Here is an 18,666-nt window from a genome sequence, read left to right as displayed (position 1 = left end):
TAAGGCATCGCTAGGGCTTGTTGTCGAACTCAGCAAGGGACAACAACAATGGCACTCAATAAAGAAGCGCCGGAGTTTGACGTCGATGACGAACTGCTCCTCCTGGAGCCAGGCGTCATTTTGGACGATGCGTTGAGCGAGGAGAGCGACGCGCCTCAGCCGACCGCAAAATCCCGGCATTCAACCTCACCCAAGCAACACAAGTACATCGACTACACCCGCGCGCTCGACGCGACCCAGCTGTACCTCAACGAAATCGGTTTCTCCCCCCTGCTTACCCCGGAAGAAGAAGTGCACTTCGCGCGCCTTGCGCAGCGTGGTGATCCGGCCGGGCGCAAGCGCATGATCGAAAGCAACCTCCGACTTGTGGTGAAGATCGCGCGGCGTTACGTCAATCGCGGCCTTTCGCTGCTCGACCTGATCGAAGAGGGCAACCTCGGCCTGATCCGGGCGGTGGAGAAATTCGATCCCGAGCGGGGCTTCCGCTTCTCGACCTACGCCACCTGGTGGATCCGTCAGACCATTGAACGGGCCATCATGAATCAGACCCGGACCATCCGGTTGCCGATTCACGTGGTCAAGGAACTCAACGTCTATCTGCGCGCGGCACGGGAACTGACCCACAAGCTGGATCACGAGCCCTCGCCGGAAGAGATCGCCAACCTGCTGGAAAAGCCGGTTGACGAGGTCAAGCGCATGCTCGGCCTCAACGAGCGGGTAACCTCGGTGGATGTCTCCCTCGGGCCGGACTCCGACAAGACCCTGTTGGACACCCTGACCGACGATCGTCCCACCGATCCCTGTGAACTGCTGCAGGACGACGACCTTTCGCAAAGCATCGATCAGTGGCTGTCCGAACTGACCGACAAGCAGCGCGAAGTGGTGGTGCGGCGCTTCGGCCTTCGTGGCCACGAGAGCTGCACCCTCGAGGAAGTCGGCCAGGAAATCGGCCTGACCCGCGAGCGGGTGAGGCAGATCCAGGTGGAAGCGCTGAAGCGCCTGCGGGAAATTCTGGAGAAGAACGGCCTGTCCAGCGACGCGCTGTTCCAGTAGCCAGACGCGAGTTTGAAGAAGCCCGACCTAGGTCGGGCTTTTTTATGCGCCATCATGTAAGCGATTGCTTACATGGCGCGTACGCAATTGGCGGAAGTTGCTGCTGGTGAACGGTGAGTTTCAGTGGAAGATATTTATTAACTTATTGAATTATAAGTATTTTATTTTTAAATCGTACCGTGAGAATCACACCCTAAGTCGATTCGGGCAACTTGCCCGAGGCCGGCAGATCGCTAAGGATGGTCTGAAGTAGCCATGTATTTCCCCGGCATACCACCTAGCGCAACTTTTAAACTCGCCAAATGATCAAAAAACAATCAATTCGACGAGTATTTCTTACGTTTTCGCCACCCGGACCCCACTCCGGTGGCCATTTCCCGCATTACAGGCGCACCTCTCCTGCATTCGTCAGTAAATGTCGGCGCGCCATCCACAGGTTCGACAGAGCGAACAGTGTCACCAGTTGCGCCGTGTTTTTGGCCAAGCCGCGAAAGCGCACCTTGGTGTAACCGAACTGGCGCTTGATTACCCGGAACGGATGCTCGACCTTGGCGCGCACCTGAGCCTTGGCCTTTTCAATCTTGCGCTTGGCTTTGTACAGCACGCTGCGCTTATCGAGTTTTTTGTAGGTGCTGCGGCGTGCCGCCACCTGCCAGATAACTTCACGTCCTTCATGCTCGGGCCGCTTTTCGACACCGGTGTAGCCTGCATCGGCGCAGACCACGTTTTCGTCGCCATGCAGCAATTTGTCCACCTGGGTGACATCCGCCACATTGGCCGCCGTGCCCACTACGCTGTGCACCAGACCCGATTCGTCATCGGCGCCGATGTGGGCCTTCATGCCAAAATAATACTGGTTTCCCTTCTTGGTCTGGTGCATTTCCGGGTCGCGCTTGCCGTCCTTGTTCTTGGTCGAACTGGGCGCATTGATCAGCGTTGCATCGACGATGGTGCCCTGGCGCAGCGACAGGCCGCGGTCGCCCAGATAGCCATTGATGACAGCGAGGATGCCGGCCGCCAGCTCGTGTTTCTCCAGCAAGCGGCGGAAGTTGAGAATGGTGGTTTCGTCGGGGATGCGCTCCAGGTTCAGCCCGGCAAACTGGCGCAGGATCGTGGTTTCGTACAGCGCTTCCTCCATCGCTGGATCGCTGTAGCCGAACCAGTTCTGCAGCAGATGCACACGCAGCATCGCCATCAACGGGTAGGCCGGACGGCCACCTTCACCTTTCGGATAATGTGGCTCGATCAAAGCAATCAAGCCCTTCCACGGCACCACCCGATCCATCTCGATCAGGAACAACTCCTTGCGGGTTTGCTTGCGCTTGCCAGCGTACTCGGCGTCGGCGAAGGTCATCTGCTTCATCGGGAAACTCGGTGGGTGGGGTCGCGGTATTTTGCCAAATCAGAAAGTCTTTTTCAGAGTTTCCCTAATATCACTCTTGCGTACAGGATGTACGCGGGCTGATAAGGATGTCGGCCAGGACATCGCAGGATGCGATTCATCAGGATGATGAGCAAGGAATACAGGGAATAGGGACAAAAGAGTGGGCGGGTAACCCCCGCCCCTTTTTTCGCCCCGAGGAAAGCAAAAGGCCCGCAGATGCGGGCCTTTTTGCGTGGGCGCTGCCGAATTGAATCAGCGCGCCAGGTGCTCCATCTTGCCTTTGACGCCATCCCACTCTTCGGCGTCGGGCAGGGCGTCCTTCTTCTCCGTGATGTTCGGCCAGACTTCGGCCAGATCGCGGTTCAGCTCGATGAACTCCTGCATGTCCTCCGGGACTTCATCCTCGGAGAAGATGGCTTGCGCCGGGCATTCAGGCTCGCAGAGCGCGCAGTCGATGCACTCGTCCGGGTGAATGACCAGGAAGTTCGGGCCTTCGTAGAAGCAGTCCACCGGACAGACTTCCACACAGTCGGTGTATTTGCATTTGATGCAGTTGTCGGTGACGACGAAGGTCATTTCTTTTCTTCTCCTCAAGCGGCGGCTCGGAAGCCTTCTATATCCGGCTTCTCGGCTCGGGAACTCACGGCGCCGGGCAGGCTGATTCCCGGGCGTATTCCAAAGCGCGCGGGATTCTAACAGCTTGTGCGGTTCAGGGGTTAGAGGCGTGATTTCAGTGTATATAGCAACTCCAGCGCCTGGCGTGGCGTCAGGTCATCCGGCCTGACTTTCGCCAGGTCCTCCAGGATCGGGTGCGGCAGGCTGGCGAAGAGGTCGCTCTGCAAGGGCGCAGGCGGCTGGCCGGGGCTCTGGCGCGGAGTCTCATGGGGCAGGCTGGTGGTTTCCAGGCGCGCCAGGTGTTCGCGGGCGCGTTGGATCACGTCGCCCGGAACGCCGGCGAGTTGCGCTACCGCCAGGCCGTAGCTCTGGCTCGCCGGACCCGGCAGCACATGGTGCAGGAACACGATGCGCTCGTTGTGCTCGGTGGCATTGAGGTGGACGTTGGCGACCACCGGCTCGCTTTCCGGCAGTACGGTCAGCTCGAAATAGTGGGTGGCGAACAGGGTGAAGGCGCGCAGGCGGGCCAGGTGTTCGGCGGCCGCCCAGGCCAGCGACAGGCCATCGAAGGTGCTGGTGCCACGGCCGACTTCGTCCATCAGGACCAGGCTGCGGGCGCTGGCGTTGTGCAGGATGTTCGCGGTCTCGCTCATCTCCACCATGAAGGTGGAGCGGCCGCCAGCCAGGTCGTCGCTGGAGCCGATACGGGTAAAGATGCGGTCCACCAGGGAGAGTTCGCAGGCTGCGGCCGGCACGAAGCAGCCGATGTGGGCGAGCAGCACGATAAGCGCGGTCTGGCGCATGTAGGTGGACTTACCGCCCATGTTCGGGCCGGTAATGATCAGCATGCGGGTGGCGTCGTCCAGGTCCAGGTCGTTGGCCACGAAGGGCGTCTCCAGCACCTGTTCCACCACCGGGTGGCGACCCTGGTTGATGCGCATGCACGGCTCGTCGACGAAGCGCGGCCGGTTCAGGTCGAGGTTCAGCGCGCGTTCGGCGAAGTTGCTCAGCACGTCCAGCTCCGCCAGGGCGGCGGCGGTGTCCTGCAGCGGCGCCAGCTGCTCGATCAGCAGTTCCAGCAGCTCGTCGTAGAGCATCTTTTCCCGCGCCAGGGCGCGACTCTTGGCCGAGAGGGCCTTGTCTTCGAAAGCCTTCAGTTCCGGCGTGATGAAGCGCTCGGCGCCTTTGAGGGTCTGGCGGCGGATGTAGTCGGCCGGCGCCTGCTCGGCCTGCACCCGGGGCAGTTCGATGTAGTAGCCATGGATGCGGTTGTAGCCGACCTTGAGGTTGGGCAGGCCGGTGCGGGCCTTTTCCCGGGCTTCCAGGTCCATCAGGTACTGGCCGGCGTTTTCGCTCAGGGCCTGCAGCTCGTCCAGCTCGGCGTCGTAGCCGGTCTTGATCACGCCGCCGTCGCGGATCACCGCTGGCGGGGCTTCGATGATGGCCCGAGCCAGCAGGTCGGCCAGTTCGGGATAGGTACGGATGTTCTCCGCCAGGGTTTGCAGGTGCGGTGCGTCCAGCTCGGTCATGGCGCCCTGTAGTTGGGGCAGGGCGGCCAGGGCGTCGCGCAGGCGGGCGAGGTCGCGCGGGCGGGCGTTGCGCAGGCCGATTCGGGCGAGGATCCGCTCGACGTCACCGATCTCCTTGAGCTGCGGCTGCAGGCCTTCATAGCGGTAGCGATCCAGCAGGCAGTCGATGGCGTCCTGGCGCGCTTCCAGCACCGCGCGGTCGCGGAGCGGACGGTTGAGCCAACGGCTCAGCAGGCGGCTGCCCATGGCGGTCTGGCAACGGTCGATCACCGATTGCAGGGTGTTGCTGCGGCCGCCGGAGAGGTTGACGTCCAGCTCCAGGTTGCGGCGGCTGGCGGCATCGAGGATCACCGTGTCGTCGATGCACTCGTGGCGCAGGCTGCGCAGGTGGGGCAGGGCGGTACGCTGGGTTTCCTTGGCGTAGCCGAGCAGGCAGCCGGCGGAGCCGATGGCCAGGGTCAGCGTTTCGCAGCCGAAACCCTTGAGGTCCTGCACACCGAATTGTTGGCAGAGGCTCTTCTTCGCCGAGTCGCGGTCGAAGTCCCAGGGTGCGCGGCGGCGCACACCACGGCGCTTTTCCGCCGGCAGGCCCTGGGGCCAGTCGTCCGGGATCAGCAGCTCGGCGGGGTTGAGGCGCTCGAGCTCGGCCAGCAGGTTCTCCCAGCCCTTGATCTCCTGCACGGTGAAGCGGCCGCTGGTGATGTCCAGCACGGCCAGGCCGAACAGGCGCTCATCGCCCAGCACGGCGGCCAGCAGGTTGTCGCGGCGCTCGTCGAGCAACGCCTCGTCGCTGATGGTGCCGGGCGTGATGATGCGCACCACCTGGCGTTCCACCGGTCCCTTGCTGGTGGCCGGGTCGCCGATCTGCTCGCAGATCACCACCGACTCGCCCAGCTTGACCAGCTTGGCCAGATAACCCTCCACCGAATGGAAGGGAATGCCGGCCATGGGAATGGCGGTGCCAGCCGATTGGCCACGGGAGGTGAGGGTGATGTCGAGCAACTTGGCCGCCTTCTTGGCGTCCTCGTAGAAGATCTCGTAGAAGTCGCCCATGCGATAGAACATCAGTTGGTCCGGATGCTGGTTTTTCAGCCTCCAGTACTGCTGCATCATGGGTGTGTGTCCGCTGAGATCGCTCTGACTCATTGCCTGGCCTTGCGTGCAAAAGGCGCTAGTGTACGGTATCCCGCTGGCCCGCTTTAACCCCGGAGTGCACATGTCCGTAACCGATGATGAGCTGACCGCGCTCGCTGCCCGCCTGGGCGAACGACTGAAGGCGCGTGGCGAACTGGTGAGCACCGCCGAGTCCTGTACCGGCGGCGGCATCGCCGAGGCGATTACCCGAATCCCCGGCAGCTCGGCATGGTTCGAGGCGGGATATGTCACCTATTCGAATCAGCAGAAGACTACGCAGCTTGAGGTGCCCGCCGAGCTGTTCCCGGTGGTGGGGGCTGTCAGTCGCGAAGTGGTCGAGGCCATGGTCCGAGGTGCGCGGCAGCGCAGCGGAGCGCGCTTCGCGGTGGCGGTCAGCGGGGTTGCCGGCCCCGATGGCGGCTCCCTGGAAAAGCCCGTTGGCACCGTCTGGCTGGCCTGGGCCGATGGCGCCGAGGTGCAGGCTGTACGACGCCAGTTCCCGGGAGATCGGCAGGCGGTCCGTCGGCAGACGGTCGCCGAGGCGCTCGATGGCCTGATCCGACTAGCTGCAGGAGAAAAAGCCGTGCAGGGGTAGGCGAGCGACTTGCCCTATGGAATAATACTGTCTACTTATACAGTTGTTGGTGGCCGCCAGGCCCTCTTGATTTTAGTGAGGACTTCAATGGACGAGAACAAGAAGCGCGCCTTGGCTGCTGCCCTGGGCCAGATCGAGAAGCAGTTCGGCAAGGGTGCGGTCATGCGCATGGGCGATCACGATCGCCAGGCCATCCCGGCCATTTCCACCGGCTCCCTGGGCCTGGACATCGCGCTCGGCATCGGCGGCCTGCCGAAAGGCCGTATCGTCGAAATCTACGGTCCTGAATCCTCCGGTAAGACCACCCTGACCCTCTCGGTGATCGCCGAAGCCCAGAAAATGGGCGCCACTTGCGCCTTCGTCGACGCCGAACACGCCCTGGACCCCGACTACGCCGGCAAGCTCGGCGTGAACGTCGACGACCTGCTGGTTTCCCAGCCGGACACCGGTGAACAGGCCCTGGAAATCACCGACATGCTGGTGCGCTCCAACGCCGTCGACGTGATCATCGTCGACTCCGTGGCCGCCCTGGTACCCAAGGCCGAGATCGAAGGCGAGATGGGTGACTCCCACGTTGGTCTGCAGGCGCGCCTGATGTCCCAGGCCCTGCGCAAGATCACCGGCAACATCAAGAACGCCAACTGCCTGGTCATCTTCATCAACCAGATCCGTATGAAGATCGGCGTGATGTTCGGCAACCCGGAAACCACCACCGGTGGTAATGCCCTGAAGTTCTACGCCTCCGTGCGTCTCGACATCCGCCGTACCGGCGCGGTGAAGGAAGGCGAGGAAGTGGTGGGTAGCGAAACCCGCGTCAAGGTAGTGAAGAACAAGGTGGCACCGCCTTTCCGTCAGGCCGAGTTCCAGATCATGTACGGCAAGGGCATCTACCGCACCGGCGAGATCATCGACCTGGGCGTACAGCAAGGTCTGGTCGAGAAGTCCGGCGCCTGGTACAGCTACCAGGGCAACAAGATCGGCCAGGGCAAGGCCAATGCGGCGAAGTACCTCGAGGACAACCCGGAAGTGGGCAGCGCCATCGAGAAGATCATCCGCGAGCGCCTGCTGGTCGACACCACGGCCAACAAATCGGCAGCAACCGCCGCCGACCTGGCTGACGTAGACGGCTGATCCACCCATGCCCGTCGTGCTCGACAGCCCCGCCGCGGTGCGGCGGGCCGCCATGGATCTGCTGGCGCAGCGCGAACACGGGCGAGTCGAGCTGACGCGCAAGCTGCGTCAGCGCGGCGCTCCTCCCGAGTTGATCGACAGTGCCCTTGACCGTCTCACGGAAGAGGGCCTGCTCTCCGAATCCCGCTACCTCGAAAGCTTCATCGCCAGCCGTGCCCGTGGCGGTCATGGGCCCCAGCGTATCCGTGAAGATCTTGCCCAGCGTGGGCTACCCCGAAGCGAGATCGACCAGGCCTTGCGCGAGGCCGATATCGACTGGAACGAACAGCTGCGGGAAGTCTGGCGACGCAAGTTCAACCACCAACCTGCGGATGCCCGCGAACGCGCCCAGCAGGGGCGTTTCCTTGCCTATCGCGGCTACTCCATGGAGATGATCAACCGTCTCCTGCGCGGCAACCTCGACGACTGAGTTCCCAAGCACGCAACAGCAGCCGGCCATGAGCGAATGCTCATGGCCGGCTGCTGTTGCGTGGACGGTAATGGATCAGGCCTTGGCGACCCAGTGTTGCGGAAGGTTGATGAAGTCGATGAGTTCGCGCAGGCGGCCATGGTCACGACCGTTGAAGCGGAACGCCAGCCTTACCAGGTCGCCGAACTCCGGCTCGTCCTTTTCCGCCTCTGCAACGTCCTGTTGGCTGAAGGCACCTTCCAGGCAGAGGTCCGAGAACTGCTCCTGAGCCTGTCCCAAGGCTCGCTCGTTGAGGGCATGGTTCATGCGGATCACGAAGTTGTGCTTCAGCCAGCGGCTGGAGTGGTAGTTGGCGTAGAACTGGGCGATCTCGGCTGCCGCTTCGTCGGCACTGTGCACCAGGCGCAGCAGGTTCATGTCGCTGGGCAGGATGTAGCCGTTGTGTGCCAATTGCTCATGGAGGAACCCCACGGCGTCTTCCCAGTAGCTGCCATCCCGCTCGTCCAGCAGCACCACCGGCACCACCGGACTCTTGCCGGTCTGGATCAAGGTCAGCACTTCAAGCGCTTCATCCAGGGTGCCGAAGCCTCCCGGGCAGAGCACCAGGGCGTCGGCCTCCTTGACGAAGAACAGCTTGCGCACGAAGAAGAAGTGGAACGACAGCAGGTGCTCGGTACCACCCACCGTGGTGTTGGCGTGTTGCTCGAAGGGCAGGGTGATGTTCAGGCCCAGGCTGTTTTCCAGCCCGGCACCTTCGTGGGCCGCGGCCATGATGCCGCCGCCGGCGCCGGTGATCACCATCAGGTCGCGCTTGGCCAGTTCGGCACCCAGCTGGCGGGCCAGGGTATAGATGGGGTGGCCTTCGGGGGTTCGCGCCGAGCCGAATACCGTGACTTTGCGGCGTCGCTTGAACTGCTCCAGGACGCTGAAGGCGTGCTCCATTTCACGCAGTGTCTGCAGCATGATCTTGGCGTCCCAGCGGTTGCGGTCGGCCTGGGCCATGCGCACCACGGTGATCAGCATCTCGCGGTACAGCGAGAGGTTGGGACTGTCGCTCGGGACTGTCAGGTTGATCAGTTCATCGACCTTCTGCGTCAGGTCGATGCCACTGGTCTGGAAATGCCGGGAGAGGTAGTCGTCCGGATCATAGGGCATAGCGATCTCCTTGCTCATCAACTACTCAGAGCAGCGTCGCTGGCCGTGTCCGGAATCCGGGCGACCCAGTCGAGCCGCTCAACTACAGCTTGCGGCAGGGGCCGGATCTTTTCCAGTTGGGCGGCCAGCCAATGGAACCCGCCGATGTGTCGGAAATGGCGCGCACGGCGCGTCAATGCGTGTTGGTGCGCTTGATTGGCTAGGAGAGGGAGCACCGATCGCGGCAAGGCGCACCTGGGCAGGAGCGCCGGGAACGGTGCGCGGGGATCAGTTGGACTTGGCCTTGAGGCCGCAATCCCTGGCGGTGAAGCGCTCGGAGCTTACCGGGCGATTGGTCTTGTACTCGCTGAACTCGTAACGCAGGCCGGCACCACGGGCCAACAGCTGGCGGTAGCCGGTGTTGCGGCAGACGCTGGCGCCGAGCTGGGCGCGCACCGCGTCGGGGTTGGCGCGCATCTGCGCGGCGTGGGCCTCGCGCACGCTCAGGTGGTTGACCAGTTCGTTGCCCTGCACCGTGTAACCCTGGTCGAGGATGTCCTCGTTAATCGCGCGGGGTGTGCCGGCACTGCTCTCCTTGGCAACCTTCTCGAGCATCTTGGACAACTCGTAATCCTTGAGCGATTCGGCCTGGGCGAAGAACGGCAGGGTCGCGCAGAGGGCGAGGGCGGTGATGCGCAGCATGGGTATCTCCTAACAAAAAGTAGCTGTTTGACCAGCGCGGCAATTGTGCGTTCGCGGGCGGTGCTTGTCGCGTGGAAATTCTGTTCCGGACGGTCGACGGCGCTGCCGGGCGCCTCTGGTAGAATCGCCCGATCCTTCCTGTTAATCCCGCTCCCGCTCGCAACCTTCCGGCTTGCGCGGGGCGGCCAGCTGCCGTACTGGAACCCGCTTCGATGAGTCACGCCGTTTTCCGTCTGCGCGCCGAATGCCTTGCGCGCAGCACCCGCCCCTTCGTCGCCCGGGGCGCTCGTTCGCCGCGCTGCCCGGGCTGCCGGGTGATTGCCGAATACTGCTTCTGCGCCTGGCGGCCCAAGGTGCCGGTACGCGCCGGGGTGTGCCTGATGATGTACTACTCCGAGCCGATGAAACCGAGCAACACCGGCTGGCTGATCGCCGACCTGGTGCCGGACACCTGGGCCTTCGGCTGGTCGCGTACCGAGGTGGACGAGGCGCTGCTGGCGCTGCTGGACGATCCCCAGTGGCAGCCCTACCTGGTGTTCCCCGGCGAATACGCCGAGCCCGGCCGGGTAGTGCAGGAGGTAGCGGTGGAGGAGGGCAAGCGGCCCTTGTTCATCCTGCTGGATGCCACCTGGACCGAGGCGCGCAAGATGTTCCGCAAGAGTCCCTACCTGGACCGTTTCCCGGTGCTCAGCCTGACCCCTGAGCAGATCTCCCGCTATCGCCTGCGCCGCTCCACCCGCGACGAGCATCTGTGCACCGCCGAAGTGGGCGCGCTGTGCCTGGAGCTGGCGGGGGATGAGCAGGCGGGTGGCGCGCTGAACGCCTACCTGGACGTATTCACCGAGCGCTACCTGGGGGCCAAGCGGGCCCTGCCCCTGGACCTGGCGAGCCCCGCTCACCAGGCACTCAGCGTCTATCTCTGATCAGGCTTCGGCCTTGGCCGGGGCCGGCGCTTGCACCTGAGGCTTCTGCGGCCAGAGCTGCGCCACCAGCATGCCGACGAACATCAGCGCGCAGCCCAGGTAGCCACGGGCGTGGAGGCTTTCATCCAGCATCAGGGCACCGGCGATCGCGGCGAACACCGCTTCCAGGGACAGGATGATGGCCGCGTGGGAGGCGATGGCATGACGTTGCGCCACCACCTGCAGGGTGTAGCCGATGGCGACGGCTATCACGCCGCCATAAAGGATGGCGGGACCGGCCTGGAGAATGGCGTCGAGCTTGATCTCTTCGAAGATGACCGCCAGCACCAGGCTCAGCACCGCGCAGACGATGAACTGCAGGATGGCCAGGCGGATCGGGTCGTAGCGGCTGGCGAAGAAACCCACCAGCAGCACGTGCACGCCCCAGACGCAGGCACCGGCCAGCTGCAGCCAGTCGCCGGAGGCGACGTGGAAGCCATCGCCGACGCTGAGCAGGAACATGCCCACCACCGCCAGGCACGCGCCCAGCCAGGTGCCCATGCCGGTACGATGGCCGAGGAACAGGCCCAGCAGCGGGACGATGATCACATACAGGCCGGTGATGAAACCCGAGTTGGTGACGGTGGTGAACATCAGGCCGACTTGCTGCAGGTTGATCCCCAGCGACAGGGCCAGGCCCATGAGCAAGCCGCCCAGCAACATGCCCCGGTTCAGCGGTTGCTTCACGGCAGGCCGGGGCAGGATCAGCAGCAGCGGCAGGAGGATGATGGCACCCAGGGCGAAGCGCAGGCCGGTATAGAGGAAGGGGCCGATCGCATCCATGCCCAGGCGCTGGGCGACGAACGCCGCGCCCCAGATGGCGGCGGTGATCAGCATCAGTAAATCGGCGCGCAGGGCTTGGCTTCGCATGTTGGATCTCGGCAGGAAAAGCCGAGAACTTTGCCGTAAAGCGTTCGACTTGACCACCCCGTTCCGGCTCGGCATGCTGGGCGCCGCTTTACGGCCTGCCCGTACCAAGCTTCGGGCCTGGCCGGCGTATCCCGTCGTGCCGAAATGCCTCTCTCACCCCTGGGAGGCATGTCTGGGCCCATTACAAAAAGGACATGCCCATGGCCTCATACGAAATCCTCATCGCCGATGACCACCCGCTGTTCCGCAGCGCCTTGCAGCAAGCCCTTACCCTGGGCCTGGGGCCGGATGCGCGGCTGGTGGAAGCGGCCAGCATCGCCGAGCTCGAGAACCGGCTGGCCGAGCGCGCCGACTGGGACCTGGTCCTGCTCGACCTGAACATGCCCGGGGCCTACGGCTTCTCCGGCTTGGTGCTGCTGCGTGGCCAGTATCCGCAGATCCCCGTGGTGATGATCTCCGCGCAGGAAGAAGCCGCAGTGGTTGCCCGCTCCCGCGAGTTCGGCGCCAGCGGCTTCATCCCCAAGTCGAGCCCGTTGGAAGTCATCCAGAGTGCCGTGCGCTCGGTGCTCGATGGCGACACCTGGTGGCCGCCGCAACTGCAGGAAGCCCCGGCCCTGTCCGACGAGGCCAAGGCCGCCAGCGAAGGCCTCGCCAGCCTGACGCCGCAGCAGTTCCGCGTGCTGACCATGGTCTGCGAAGGCCTGCTGAACAAGCAGATCGCCTTCGAGCTGCATGTGTCGGAAGCAACGGTGAAAGCCCACGTTACGGCCATCTTCCGCAAGCTCAACGTGCGCACCCGCACTCAGGCCGCGCTGCTGCTGCAACAGATGGAATCCATTCCCTCGGCCTGAAGCGGGTCGTTTCACGCAAATTTGAAGCGCGTTGCGTTAGGCTGCGCGCTCCTCACAACAAGCCCTCGCCCCTATGTCGCCATTCAAAGGCCAGACCGGCCTCAAACGTGTCCTCAATGCCGCCGGTTACTCACTCGATGGACTGCGGGCCGCCTTCACCGGCGAAGCTGCCTTCCGCCAGCTGGTGCTGCTCAACGCGATTCTGATTCCGCTGTCCTTCTTCCTCGATGTCAGCCGGGGCGAACGCGCGCTGATGATCGGCGCCTGCCTGCTGGCACTGATCGTCGAGCTGCTCAACTCGGCGGTCGAGGCGGCCATCGACCGCATCTCCCTGGAGCGCCATCCGCTGTCGAAGAACGCCAAGGACATGGGCAGCGCCGCGCAGTTCACCGCGTTGACGCTGATCACCGCGGTCTGGGCCACCATCCTGCTGGGCTGAGCCAGGCGCGGCCCGTCGGCCCTAGGCGATGGTCGGCAACACGATCTCGTCGCTGCGACTCACCCCGGCGGTCATCGCCCGGCACTGGTCGAGGAATTCGCGCATGGCGGCGGTCTGGAACTTCTGCCGGTGCCAGATGAAGTAGAACTGCCGACGCAGGTCGATCCCCGGGGTCTCCACCGGCACCAGGCTGCCACGGCGGAAGGCATCGCGCAGGGCCAGGCGCGAAATGCAGCTGATGCCCAACCCCGATTCCACCGCGCGCTTGATCGCTTCGGTGTGCTCCAACTCCAGGCGGATGTTCAGCGGAGTGGGGTGGTGACGCATGGCCTGGTCGAAGGTCAGGCGCGTACCCGAGCCCTTCTCACGGAGAATCCAGGCTTCCTGGCTCAATTCCTCCAGGCTCGCCTGGCCCTTGGCGGCCAGCGGGTGGCGGGGGGCGCAGAACACCACCAGCTCGTCTTCGACCCACGGCTGCACTTCGATATCCGGGTGCTGGCAATCGCCTTCTATTAGACCCAGATCAAGTTCATAGAGGGCGATCTGCTGGACGATATTCATCGTGTTCTGCACATGCAGGCTCACCTGGCACTCCGGGTGGCGCTGCATGAAGGCACCGATCAACAGCGTGGCCAGGTAGTTACCCACGGTCAGCGTGGCGCCCACGTCCAGGGAGCCGAAGCCGGTCTTGCCGTTGAGCAGGTCCTCGATCTCGCGGGCCTGGTCCATCAGGGCCACGGCCTGGGGCAGCAACTGCCGCCCCAGCGCGTTGAGGCTCAGGCGCTTGCCGGCCCGGTCGAACAGTTGGCAGCCCGATTGGCGCTCCAGCTCGGTCAGCGACGTGCTGGTAGCCGATTGCGAAAGCGACAGCAGTTGGGCGGCGCGAGACACGCTTTCCTGCTGGGCAACGGAGACGAATACCTGGAGCTGACGGAGAGTAAATCGCATATCTATATAACCGATAACCTATATCTTGATAATTCAGTTAACAGATATTGTGGCTGTCACTACAATGTCGCGCAATTGCGCCGTCAGGCGCGGGCGAATTTCAAACTTTCGGAGCCCCCGTAAATGAGCAACATGAACTCCGAACGCATCCTCAGCGTTCATCACTGGAACGACACGCTGTTCAGCTTCAAGTGCACCCGCGACCCGGGCCTGCGCTTTGAAAACGGCCAGTTCGTGATGATCGGTCTGCAGCAGGACAACGGCCGCCCGCTGATGCGCGCCTACTCCATCGCCAGCCCGAACTGGGAAGAGCACCTGGAGTTCTTCAGCATCAAGGTACCGGACGGCCCGCTGACTTCCCGCCTGCAGCACCTGAAGGAAGGCGACGAGATCATCATCAGCAAGAAGCCCACCGGGACCCTGGTGCTGGACGACCTGAACCCCGGCAAGCACCTCTACCTGCTGAGCACCGGCACCGGCCTCGCGCCGTTCATGAGCGTGATCCAGGACCCGGAAACCTACGAGCGCTTCGAGAAAGTGATCCTGGTCCACGGCGTGCGCTACGTGAACGAAGTGGCCTACCGCGAGTTCATCACCGAGCACCTGCCGCAGAACGAGTTCTTCGGTGATTCGGTCAAGGACAAGCTGATCTACTACCCCACCGTGACCCGCGAACCCTTCGAGAACCAGGGCCGCCTGACCGACCTGATGCGCAGCGGCAAGCTGTTCGAGGACATCGGCCTGCCGCCGATCAATCCGCAGGACGACCGCGCCATGATCTGCGGCAGCCCGAGCATGCTCGACGAGACCGCCGAAGTGCTCGACAGCTTCGGCCTGAAGATCTCCCCGCGTATGCGCGAGCCGGGTGACTACCTGATCGAGCGCGCCTTCGTCGAGAAGTAAGCGCCACCCGCTGCAAAGCAAAGCCCGCCAATCGGCGGGCTTTGTCGTTTCCGGGGATCACACCGGGGAGCTGAAGCGCTGCCCGGAGATGGCCGGGTGGTAGATCGGCTGGATCTTGTTCCCCGCCGGGTCGAGCACATGGAAGCTGTGGGCGCCGTCGCCATGGGCGAAGGGGCGATCGAGCAGGGTCACACCCTTGGCCTTCAAGTAGTGGTACCAGGCGTCCAGTTCTTCCAGGCTGTCCACCACGAAGCCGTAGTGGTCCACCGCCTGTACTCCGCCGCTGGCGACCGGGCTGCGGCCGAGGGACAGGTTGTCGTTGCCGCAGGTGAGGTAGACCAGGTCCTCGTTGGCACGATTGAGCACGTCCATGCCCAGGACATCCACATAGAAGCGCTCGCACTCTTCCAGGTTGGGGACGAGGATGGCGATGTGGCGCAGGCCATTGAGGCGACCGGGGCGGCTGGGCATTTTCTGGACTCCGAAATTGTATACAATATTTGAGAAATATAAGACAAAACGGAGTTCGATGTGTACTGCCTTCTGCTCAAGACCCGCCTGCGTCCCGGTAGCCTGGACGCTTTCATGGATGCAATGCGTATCAACGCCGCCGCCTCGGTGCGCGACGAGCCAGGTTGCCTGGTGTTCGATGTACTGCAGGACCGCAGCGATCCCGAGCTGGTCTGGCTCTATGAGGTCTACACCGACGAAGCGGCCTTCGAGGCCCATATGCGCACCCGGCATTTCCTCGCCAGCCGGCCCCTGGTGGAGCCACTGATCCTGGCGCAGGACTGCATCGAGGCCGACTCGCTGGCGCTCAACGCCGCGCGTTAGCACTCCGTGGATTCGTAGGAGCGAGCTCTGCTCGCGAAGGGCGCCAATCGCGAGCAGAGCTCGCTCCTACAGGAAAGCCTCAGCCCAGGGTGATTTCCAGCACGCGGATGCGCCCCGGCTCCGGGTAGTGCCAGCGCACGTCCACATCCCACAGGCGCGCGCCGTAGCGGCGTTCGGGTTCGGGCTTCTGGTAGGCCGGGCGGGGGTCCTGGGCCAGGCATTGCTCCACCAGTTCCACCAGAGGCTGGTCGAGCCGTTGGCCATGCTCGCGGGCCTGGAGCAGGGCAGCAGGCGTCCAGTCCACCGGAATCAGCTCGGGGGCGGCGTCGGCGATGGCGTTCACGGCGCTGTCCTGGCGGTCGGCATAGGGCACGTAAGGCTTGATATCGATCACCGGGGTGCCGTCCAGCAGGTCGATACCGGACAGCCAGAGGCGCCCGGCCTCCACCTTGTCCAGCTTCACCACGGACTGGCCGATGCCATTGGGGCGATGGGTGGAGCGGCTGGCGAACACGCCAATGGACTGGTTACCGCCCAGGCGCGGCGGCCGCACCTTCAGGCGTGGCTTGTCTTCCAGAGCCTGGTGGAACAGGAACAGCAGCCAGACATGGCTGACCTGTTCCAGCCCCGCCACGGCGTCGCCGTTGTCGTACGGCGGCACCAGTTCCAGCACGCCACGGGCGGCCGGCGCCAGGTGCGGCTGGCGGGGGATGGCGAATTTTTCCTTGAAGCAGGAACGCACGAAGCCGACGGCGCAAACGCTGTGCTGCATATCAGTAGGGCACCCGGCAGCCGGCATCGCGGAAGGGCCCGCCAAGGCGCAGCCAGCCGTCGCCGGGCGTGGTCTGGGCGCAGGTCAGCGCGCCATCCAGCTTGCTTTGCCAGATGAAGAAGGGCGCCGGCGCGGCGAAGGCCGGAGCGACGAGGGTGAGCAGCAGGGTGAAGAGGGCAAGGCGCATGGGCGGATTCCAGTGGACAGCGCGGCTACCCTAGCGCCCACCCATGAGCTGTGCAAGCGAGGCGCTACAGGTGGAAACCACCGTCGATGGGGATGATGTTCCCGGTCATGTAGGCGCCCGCCGTGCTCGCCAGGCTGATGGCCAGGGCCGCCATCTCCTCGCCACGGCCCCAGCGCTTCATCGGGATCAGCGCGGTGTCGCGGGCCATGGCCTCGGCATCATTGGCGATGAAGCGGGTCATCTTGCTGGGGAAGCGGCCGGGGGCGATCACATTGACATTGATGTGGTCGGTTACCAGCTCGCGGGCCAGCATCCTCGAGAGCTGGTGCAGCGCCGCCTTGCTCGGGCCGTAGGCATAGGCCTCTTCGCCGTGGGAGGTGATGCCGGCCACCGAGCCGATGTTGATGACCCGGGCCGGGCTCTGGCTGTTGCCGGCCTTGCGCAGCAGCGGCAGCAGTTGCTGGATGCAGCTGAACACCGAGGTCACGTTGAGCTGCATGACCTTCTCCCAGCCTTTCACCGGGTAGCTCTCCAGCGGCGCGCCCCAGGTGGTGCCGGCGTTGTTCACCAGGATGTCCAGGCTTTCGGTGCGTTGCGCCAGCGCGTCGGCCAGGGCCTTGGCGCCTTCTTCGCTGGACAGGTCGGCGGCCAGGCCATGGCATTCGCCGAAGGCCGACAGTTCGGCGGCGGTTTCGCGGCAGGCCTCGGCATCGCGGGCGCAGATGAAGACCCGTGCACCGGCTTCCAGGAAGCCCTGGGCGATCATCCGGCCTATACCACGGGTGCCACCGGTAACCAGGGCGGTGCGGCCCTGGAGGCTGAAGTAGGCGTGCATTGCGATCCTCGCGAGTTGAGCCTGGGAAGGCCCATACCCTAGCCCCGGGTGGTCCGGGGCGGGGGCATTATCGAGGCGCGGAATGGGGCGGCATTGTCAGCCCGCCATCGTCAGTCCGCCGCAGCCTGGGCGGCGGCCAGTTCGGCGTCCTTGGCCAGGGCGCGCTTGTAGGCAGGGCGTTCGATGAAGCGGGCGATGTACTGCTTGATCGCCGGCACCTCCGGGATCAGGCCGAACTGGGTGGTCCAGTTCAGCGCGCTGCCCCAGAGGACGTCGGCGGCAGTGAACTGTTCCCCGAGCAGCCAGGGACCGTCCTTCATCTGGGCGAGCAGGGTTCTGATCACGCTGTCGAAGTCGCCATAGGGAGAGCGCTGCTCGGGGATCGGTTCGCGCTTTTGCACCCGGTCCACCACCGCCGGCTCGAAGCAGGAGCCGTAGAACACCATCCAGCGCAGGTAGGGCCCACGCAGCGGATCGCCCAGGGGCGGTGCCAGGCCGGCCTCGGGGTAGAGGTCGGCGAGGTAGAGGTAGACCGAGACCTGCTCGGTGACCACAGCGTTCTCGTGGGTGAGGGTGGGCACCTTGCCCATGGGGTTGATGGCGAGGAACTCCGGCTTGCGCTGCTCGCCGGTCTTCATGTTCATCACATGGAGCTGGTAGTCGGCGCCGAGTTCTTCCAGCAGGGTCAGGGCGCCGGTGGAGCGGGTGTAGGGGCAGTGGTAGAGGGTTACCTGGCGGTTCTGGGTGGTCATTGTCGTTGTTCCGCTTGGTCCGTGGATGCAGCGAGTCTAGACCCGGCCTCTAGAGCCTGCCGCTGCGTTGCAGGCGGCGAAGCACCCAACGGCGGTAGGCGCGCGACAGGAGTGGCCTGATCAGCGGCAGGCCGATCAGCCAGGCCAGCGGTGCCAGCCGGGGCACGCGGGAGAGCAGCAGGATGTAGGCGTCCAGCTCGCGGTGGATGTGGCCGGTGTCGTCCTGGACATGGAGCTCGGTGAGGGCGAGGTAGGGGTCGATGCCCAGGGCGCGCAGTTCGGCATCGCGGCCGCTGATGTCGAGCCATTCCACGCCTTCGGCGGCGCGAGGGAGGGATTCGTACCAGCGGCGGTCGGCGATGCAGCGGGGGCAGGCGCCGTCGTAGAAGACCTTGAGCATGCTGGGCCTCATTGATGGGTATCGCTTCGCTCAACCCATCCTACGACTGGCTGGTGTTTATGAGTTTGGCTGGTTCCCGAGTGGACGGCGGGTTTCTGTTTCGTCATCGCCGGCGCGAGTCACCCCTCGCCCGCTTGCGGGAGAGGGGAGAGGGTGTCGAGACCGTG

The 18,666-nt window shown here is 64.1% G+C and carries 22 protein-coding genes; 9 read left to right on the top strand and 13 right to left on the bottom strand.

Annotation, left to right across the window (positions count from 1 at the left end; genetic code table 11):
- The first annotated feature begins 48 nt into the window (after window positions 1-48).
- Window positions 49-1,053, top strand: coding sequence for an RNA polymerase sigma factor RpoS (gene rpoS, locus PCA10_RS22375; protein WP_016494364.1), 1,005 nt, complete (start codon window positions 49-51; stop codon window positions 1,051-1,053).
- 382 nt (window positions 1,054-1,435) lie between these two features.
- On the opposite strand, the gene PCA10_RS22370 is transcribed toward rpoS, so the two are convergent.
- From PCA10_RS22370 to mutS, 3 genes are all read right to left on the bottom strand, one after another.
- On the bottom strand, window positions 1,436-2,416 hold the full coding sequence (locus PCA10_RS22370) for an IS5-like element IS1384 family transposase (RefSeq protein ID WP_010466230.1): 981 nt from the start codon (window positions 2,414-2,416) through the stop codon (window positions 1,436-1,438).
- 273 nt (window positions 2,417-2,689) lie between these two features.
- Window positions 2,690-3,013, bottom strand: coding sequence for a ferredoxin FdxA (gene fdxA, locus PCA10_RS22365; RefSeq protein WP_016494363.1), 324 nt, complete (start codon window positions 3,011-3,013; stop codon window positions 2,690-2,692).
- Window positions 3,014-3,153: 140 nt separating this feature from the next.
- Window positions 3,154-5,727 (bottom strand): DNA mismatch repair protein MutS, encoded by a 2,574-nt coding sequence (gene mutS / locus PCA10_RS22360; RefSeq protein WP_016494362.1) that lies wholly within the window; start codon window positions 5,725-5,727, stop codon window positions 3,154-3,156.
- A 70-nt stretch (window positions 5,728-5,797) separates the two neighbouring features.
- Between mutS and PCA10_RS22355 the strand changes: the two genes are divergently transcribed.
- The 3 genes from PCA10_RS22355 to recX all read left to right on the top strand — a co-directional run bounded on the left by PCA10_RS22355 (window position 5,798) and on the right by recX (window position 7,910).
- Window positions 5,798-6,310, top strand: a complete 513-nt coding sequence (locus tag PCA10_RS22355; protein ID WP_041770403.1) for a CinA family protein — start codon at window positions 5,798-5,800, stop codon at window positions 6,308-6,310.
- 87 nt (window positions 6,311-6,397) lie between these two features.
- The gene (gene recA, locus PCA10_RS22350) at window positions 6,398-7,441 is read left to right on the top strand and encodes a recombinase RecA (protein ID WP_016494360.1); all 1,044 of its coding nucleotides are present in this window, start codon (window positions 6,398-6,400) and stop codon (window positions 7,439-7,441) included.
- A 7-nt stretch (window positions 7,442-7,448) separates the two neighbouring features.
- Window positions 7,449-7,910, top strand: a complete 462-nt coding sequence (gene recX, locus PCA10_RS22345) for a recombination regulator RecX (protein ID WP_016494359.1) — start codon at window positions 7,449-7,451, stop codon at window positions 7,908-7,910.
- Between the two features lie 75 nt (window positions 7,911-7,985).
- Here recX and PCA10_RS22340 read toward each other — a convergent pair whose 3' ends face one another.
- Together PCA10_RS22340 and PCA10_RS22335 are read right to left on the bottom strand one after the other, a co-directional pair.
- The gene (locus PCA10_RS22340) at window positions 7,986-9,065 is read right to left on the bottom strand and encodes an LOG family protein (RefSeq protein WP_016494358.1); all 1,080 of its coding nucleotides are present in this window, start codon (window positions 9,063-9,065) and stop codon (window positions 7,986-7,988) included.
- 267 nt (window positions 9,066-9,332) lie between these two features.
- Window positions 9,333-9,746, bottom strand: coding sequence for a quorum-sensing-regulated virulence factor family protein (locus tag PCA10_RS22335; protein ID WP_016494357.1), 414 nt, complete (start codon window positions 9,744-9,746; stop codon window positions 9,333-9,335).
- Window positions 9,747-9,958: 212 nt separating this feature from the next.
- On the opposite strand from PCA10_RS22335, the gene PCA10_RS22330 reads away from it, so the two are divergent.
- A complete protein-coding gene (locus PCA10_RS22330; protein WP_016494356.1) occupies window positions 9,959-10,669 on the top strand; it encodes a tRNA-uridine aminocarboxypropyltransferase in 711 nt (236 codons plus the stop codon).
- Here PCA10_RS22330 and PCA10_RS22325 read toward each other — a convergent pair whose 3' ends face one another.
- Complete coding sequence (locus PCA10_RS22325) at window positions 10,670-11,578, bottom strand: DMT family transporter (RefSeq protein WP_016494355.1); 909 nt, start codon at window positions 11,576-11,578, stop codon at window positions 10,670-10,672.
- Between the two features lie 200 nt (window positions 11,579-11,778).
- On the opposite strand from PCA10_RS22325, the gene erdR reads away from it, so the two are divergent.
- Together erdR and PCA10_RS22315 are read left to right on the top strand one after the other, a co-directional pair.
- Window positions 11,779-12,429 carry a response regulator transcription factor ErdR gene (gene erdR, locus PCA10_RS22320; protein ID WP_016494354.1) on the top strand — a complete coding sequence of 217 codons (651 nt, stop codon included), beginning with the start codon at window positions 11,779-11,781 and terminating at the stop codon, window positions 12,427-12,429.
- A 73-nt stretch (window positions 12,430-12,502) separates the two neighbouring features.
- A complete protein-coding gene (locus PCA10_RS22315; RefSeq protein WP_016494353.1) occupies window positions 12,503-12,868 on the top strand; it encodes a diacylglycerol kinase in 366 nt (121 codons plus the stop codon).
- 21 nt (window positions 12,869-12,889) lie between these two features.
- Here the strand turns inward: PCA10_RS22315 and PCA10_RS22310 are convergent, their stop codons facing one another.
- Window positions 12,890-13,816, bottom strand: a complete 927-nt coding sequence (locus PCA10_RS22310) for a LysR family transcriptional regulator (RefSeq protein WP_016494352.1) — start codon at window positions 13,814-13,816, stop codon at window positions 12,890-12,892.
- Window positions 13,817-13,939: 123 nt separating this feature from the next.
- On the opposite strand from PCA10_RS22310, the gene fpr reads away from it, so the two are divergent.
- Window positions 13,940-14,719, top strand: coding sequence for a ferredoxin-NADP reductase (fpr, locus tag PCA10_RS22305; RefSeq protein ID WP_016494351.1), 780 nt, complete (start codon window positions 13,940-13,942; stop codon window positions 14,717-14,719).
- 57 nt (window positions 14,720-14,776) lie between these two features.
- Here the strand turns inward: fpr and PCA10_RS22300 are convergent, their stop codons facing one another.
- On the bottom strand, window positions 14,777-15,190 hold the full coding sequence (locus PCA10_RS22300; protein WP_016494350.1) for a VOC family protein: 414 nt from the start codon (window positions 15,188-15,190) through the stop codon (window positions 14,777-14,779).
- A 60-nt stretch (window positions 15,191-15,250) separates the two neighbouring features.
- On the opposite strand from PCA10_RS22300, the gene PCA10_RS22295 reads away from it, so the two are divergent.
- The gene (locus PCA10_RS22295; RefSeq protein WP_016494349.1) at window positions 15,251-15,553 is read left to right on the top strand and encodes a putative quinol monooxygenase; all 303 of its coding nucleotides are present in this window, start codon (window positions 15,251-15,253) and stop codon (window positions 15,551-15,553) included.
- A gap of 79 nt (window positions 15,554-15,632) precedes the next feature.
- Here PCA10_RS22295 and tsaA read toward each other — a convergent pair whose 3' ends face one another.
- The 5 genes from tsaA to PCA10_RS22270 form a co-directional block, all read right to left on the bottom strand.
- Window positions 15,633-16,325, bottom strand: coding sequence for a tRNA (N6-threonylcarbamoyladenosine(37)-N6)-methyltransferase TrmO (gene tsaA, locus PCA10_RS22290; protein WP_016494348.1), 693 nt, complete (start codon window positions 16,323-16,325; stop codon window positions 15,633-15,635).
- A 1-nt stretch (window position 16,326) separates the two neighbouring features.
- Window positions 16,327-16,512, bottom strand: coding sequence for a hypothetical protein (locus tag PCA10_RS22285; RefSeq protein WP_016494347.1), 186 nt, complete (start codon window positions 16,510-16,512; stop codon window positions 16,327-16,329).
- Between the two features lie 64 nt (window positions 16,513-16,576).
- Entirely contained in the window at window positions 16,577-17,347 is a 771-nt protein-coding gene (locus PCA10_RS22280; RefSeq protein WP_016494346.1) for an SDR family oxidoreductase, read from the bottom strand.
- Window positions 17,348-17,457: 110 nt separating this feature from the next.
- Complete coding sequence (locus PCA10_RS22275) at window positions 17,458-18,099, bottom strand: glutathione S-transferase family protein (RefSeq protein ID WP_016494345.1); 642 nt, start codon at window positions 18,097-18,099, stop codon at window positions 17,458-17,460.
- A gap of 49 nt (window positions 18,100-18,148) precedes the next feature.
- On the bottom strand, window positions 18,149-18,499 hold the full coding sequence (locus tag PCA10_RS22270) for a thiol-disulfide oxidoreductase DCC family protein (RefSeq protein WP_016494344.1): 351 nt from the start codon (window positions 18,497-18,499) through the stop codon (window positions 18,149-18,151).
- Window positions 18,500-18,666: the final 167 nt, after the last annotated feature.

It is taken from the genome of Pseudomonas resinovorans NBRC 106553, assembly GCF_000412695.1.
GTDB classification, from domain to species: Bacteria; Pseudomonadota; Gammaproteobacteria; order Pseudomonadales; family Pseudomonadaceae; genus Metapseudomonas; species Metapseudomonas resinovorans_A.
This window is presented reverse-complemented; position numbering and strand designations above follow the sequence as displayed.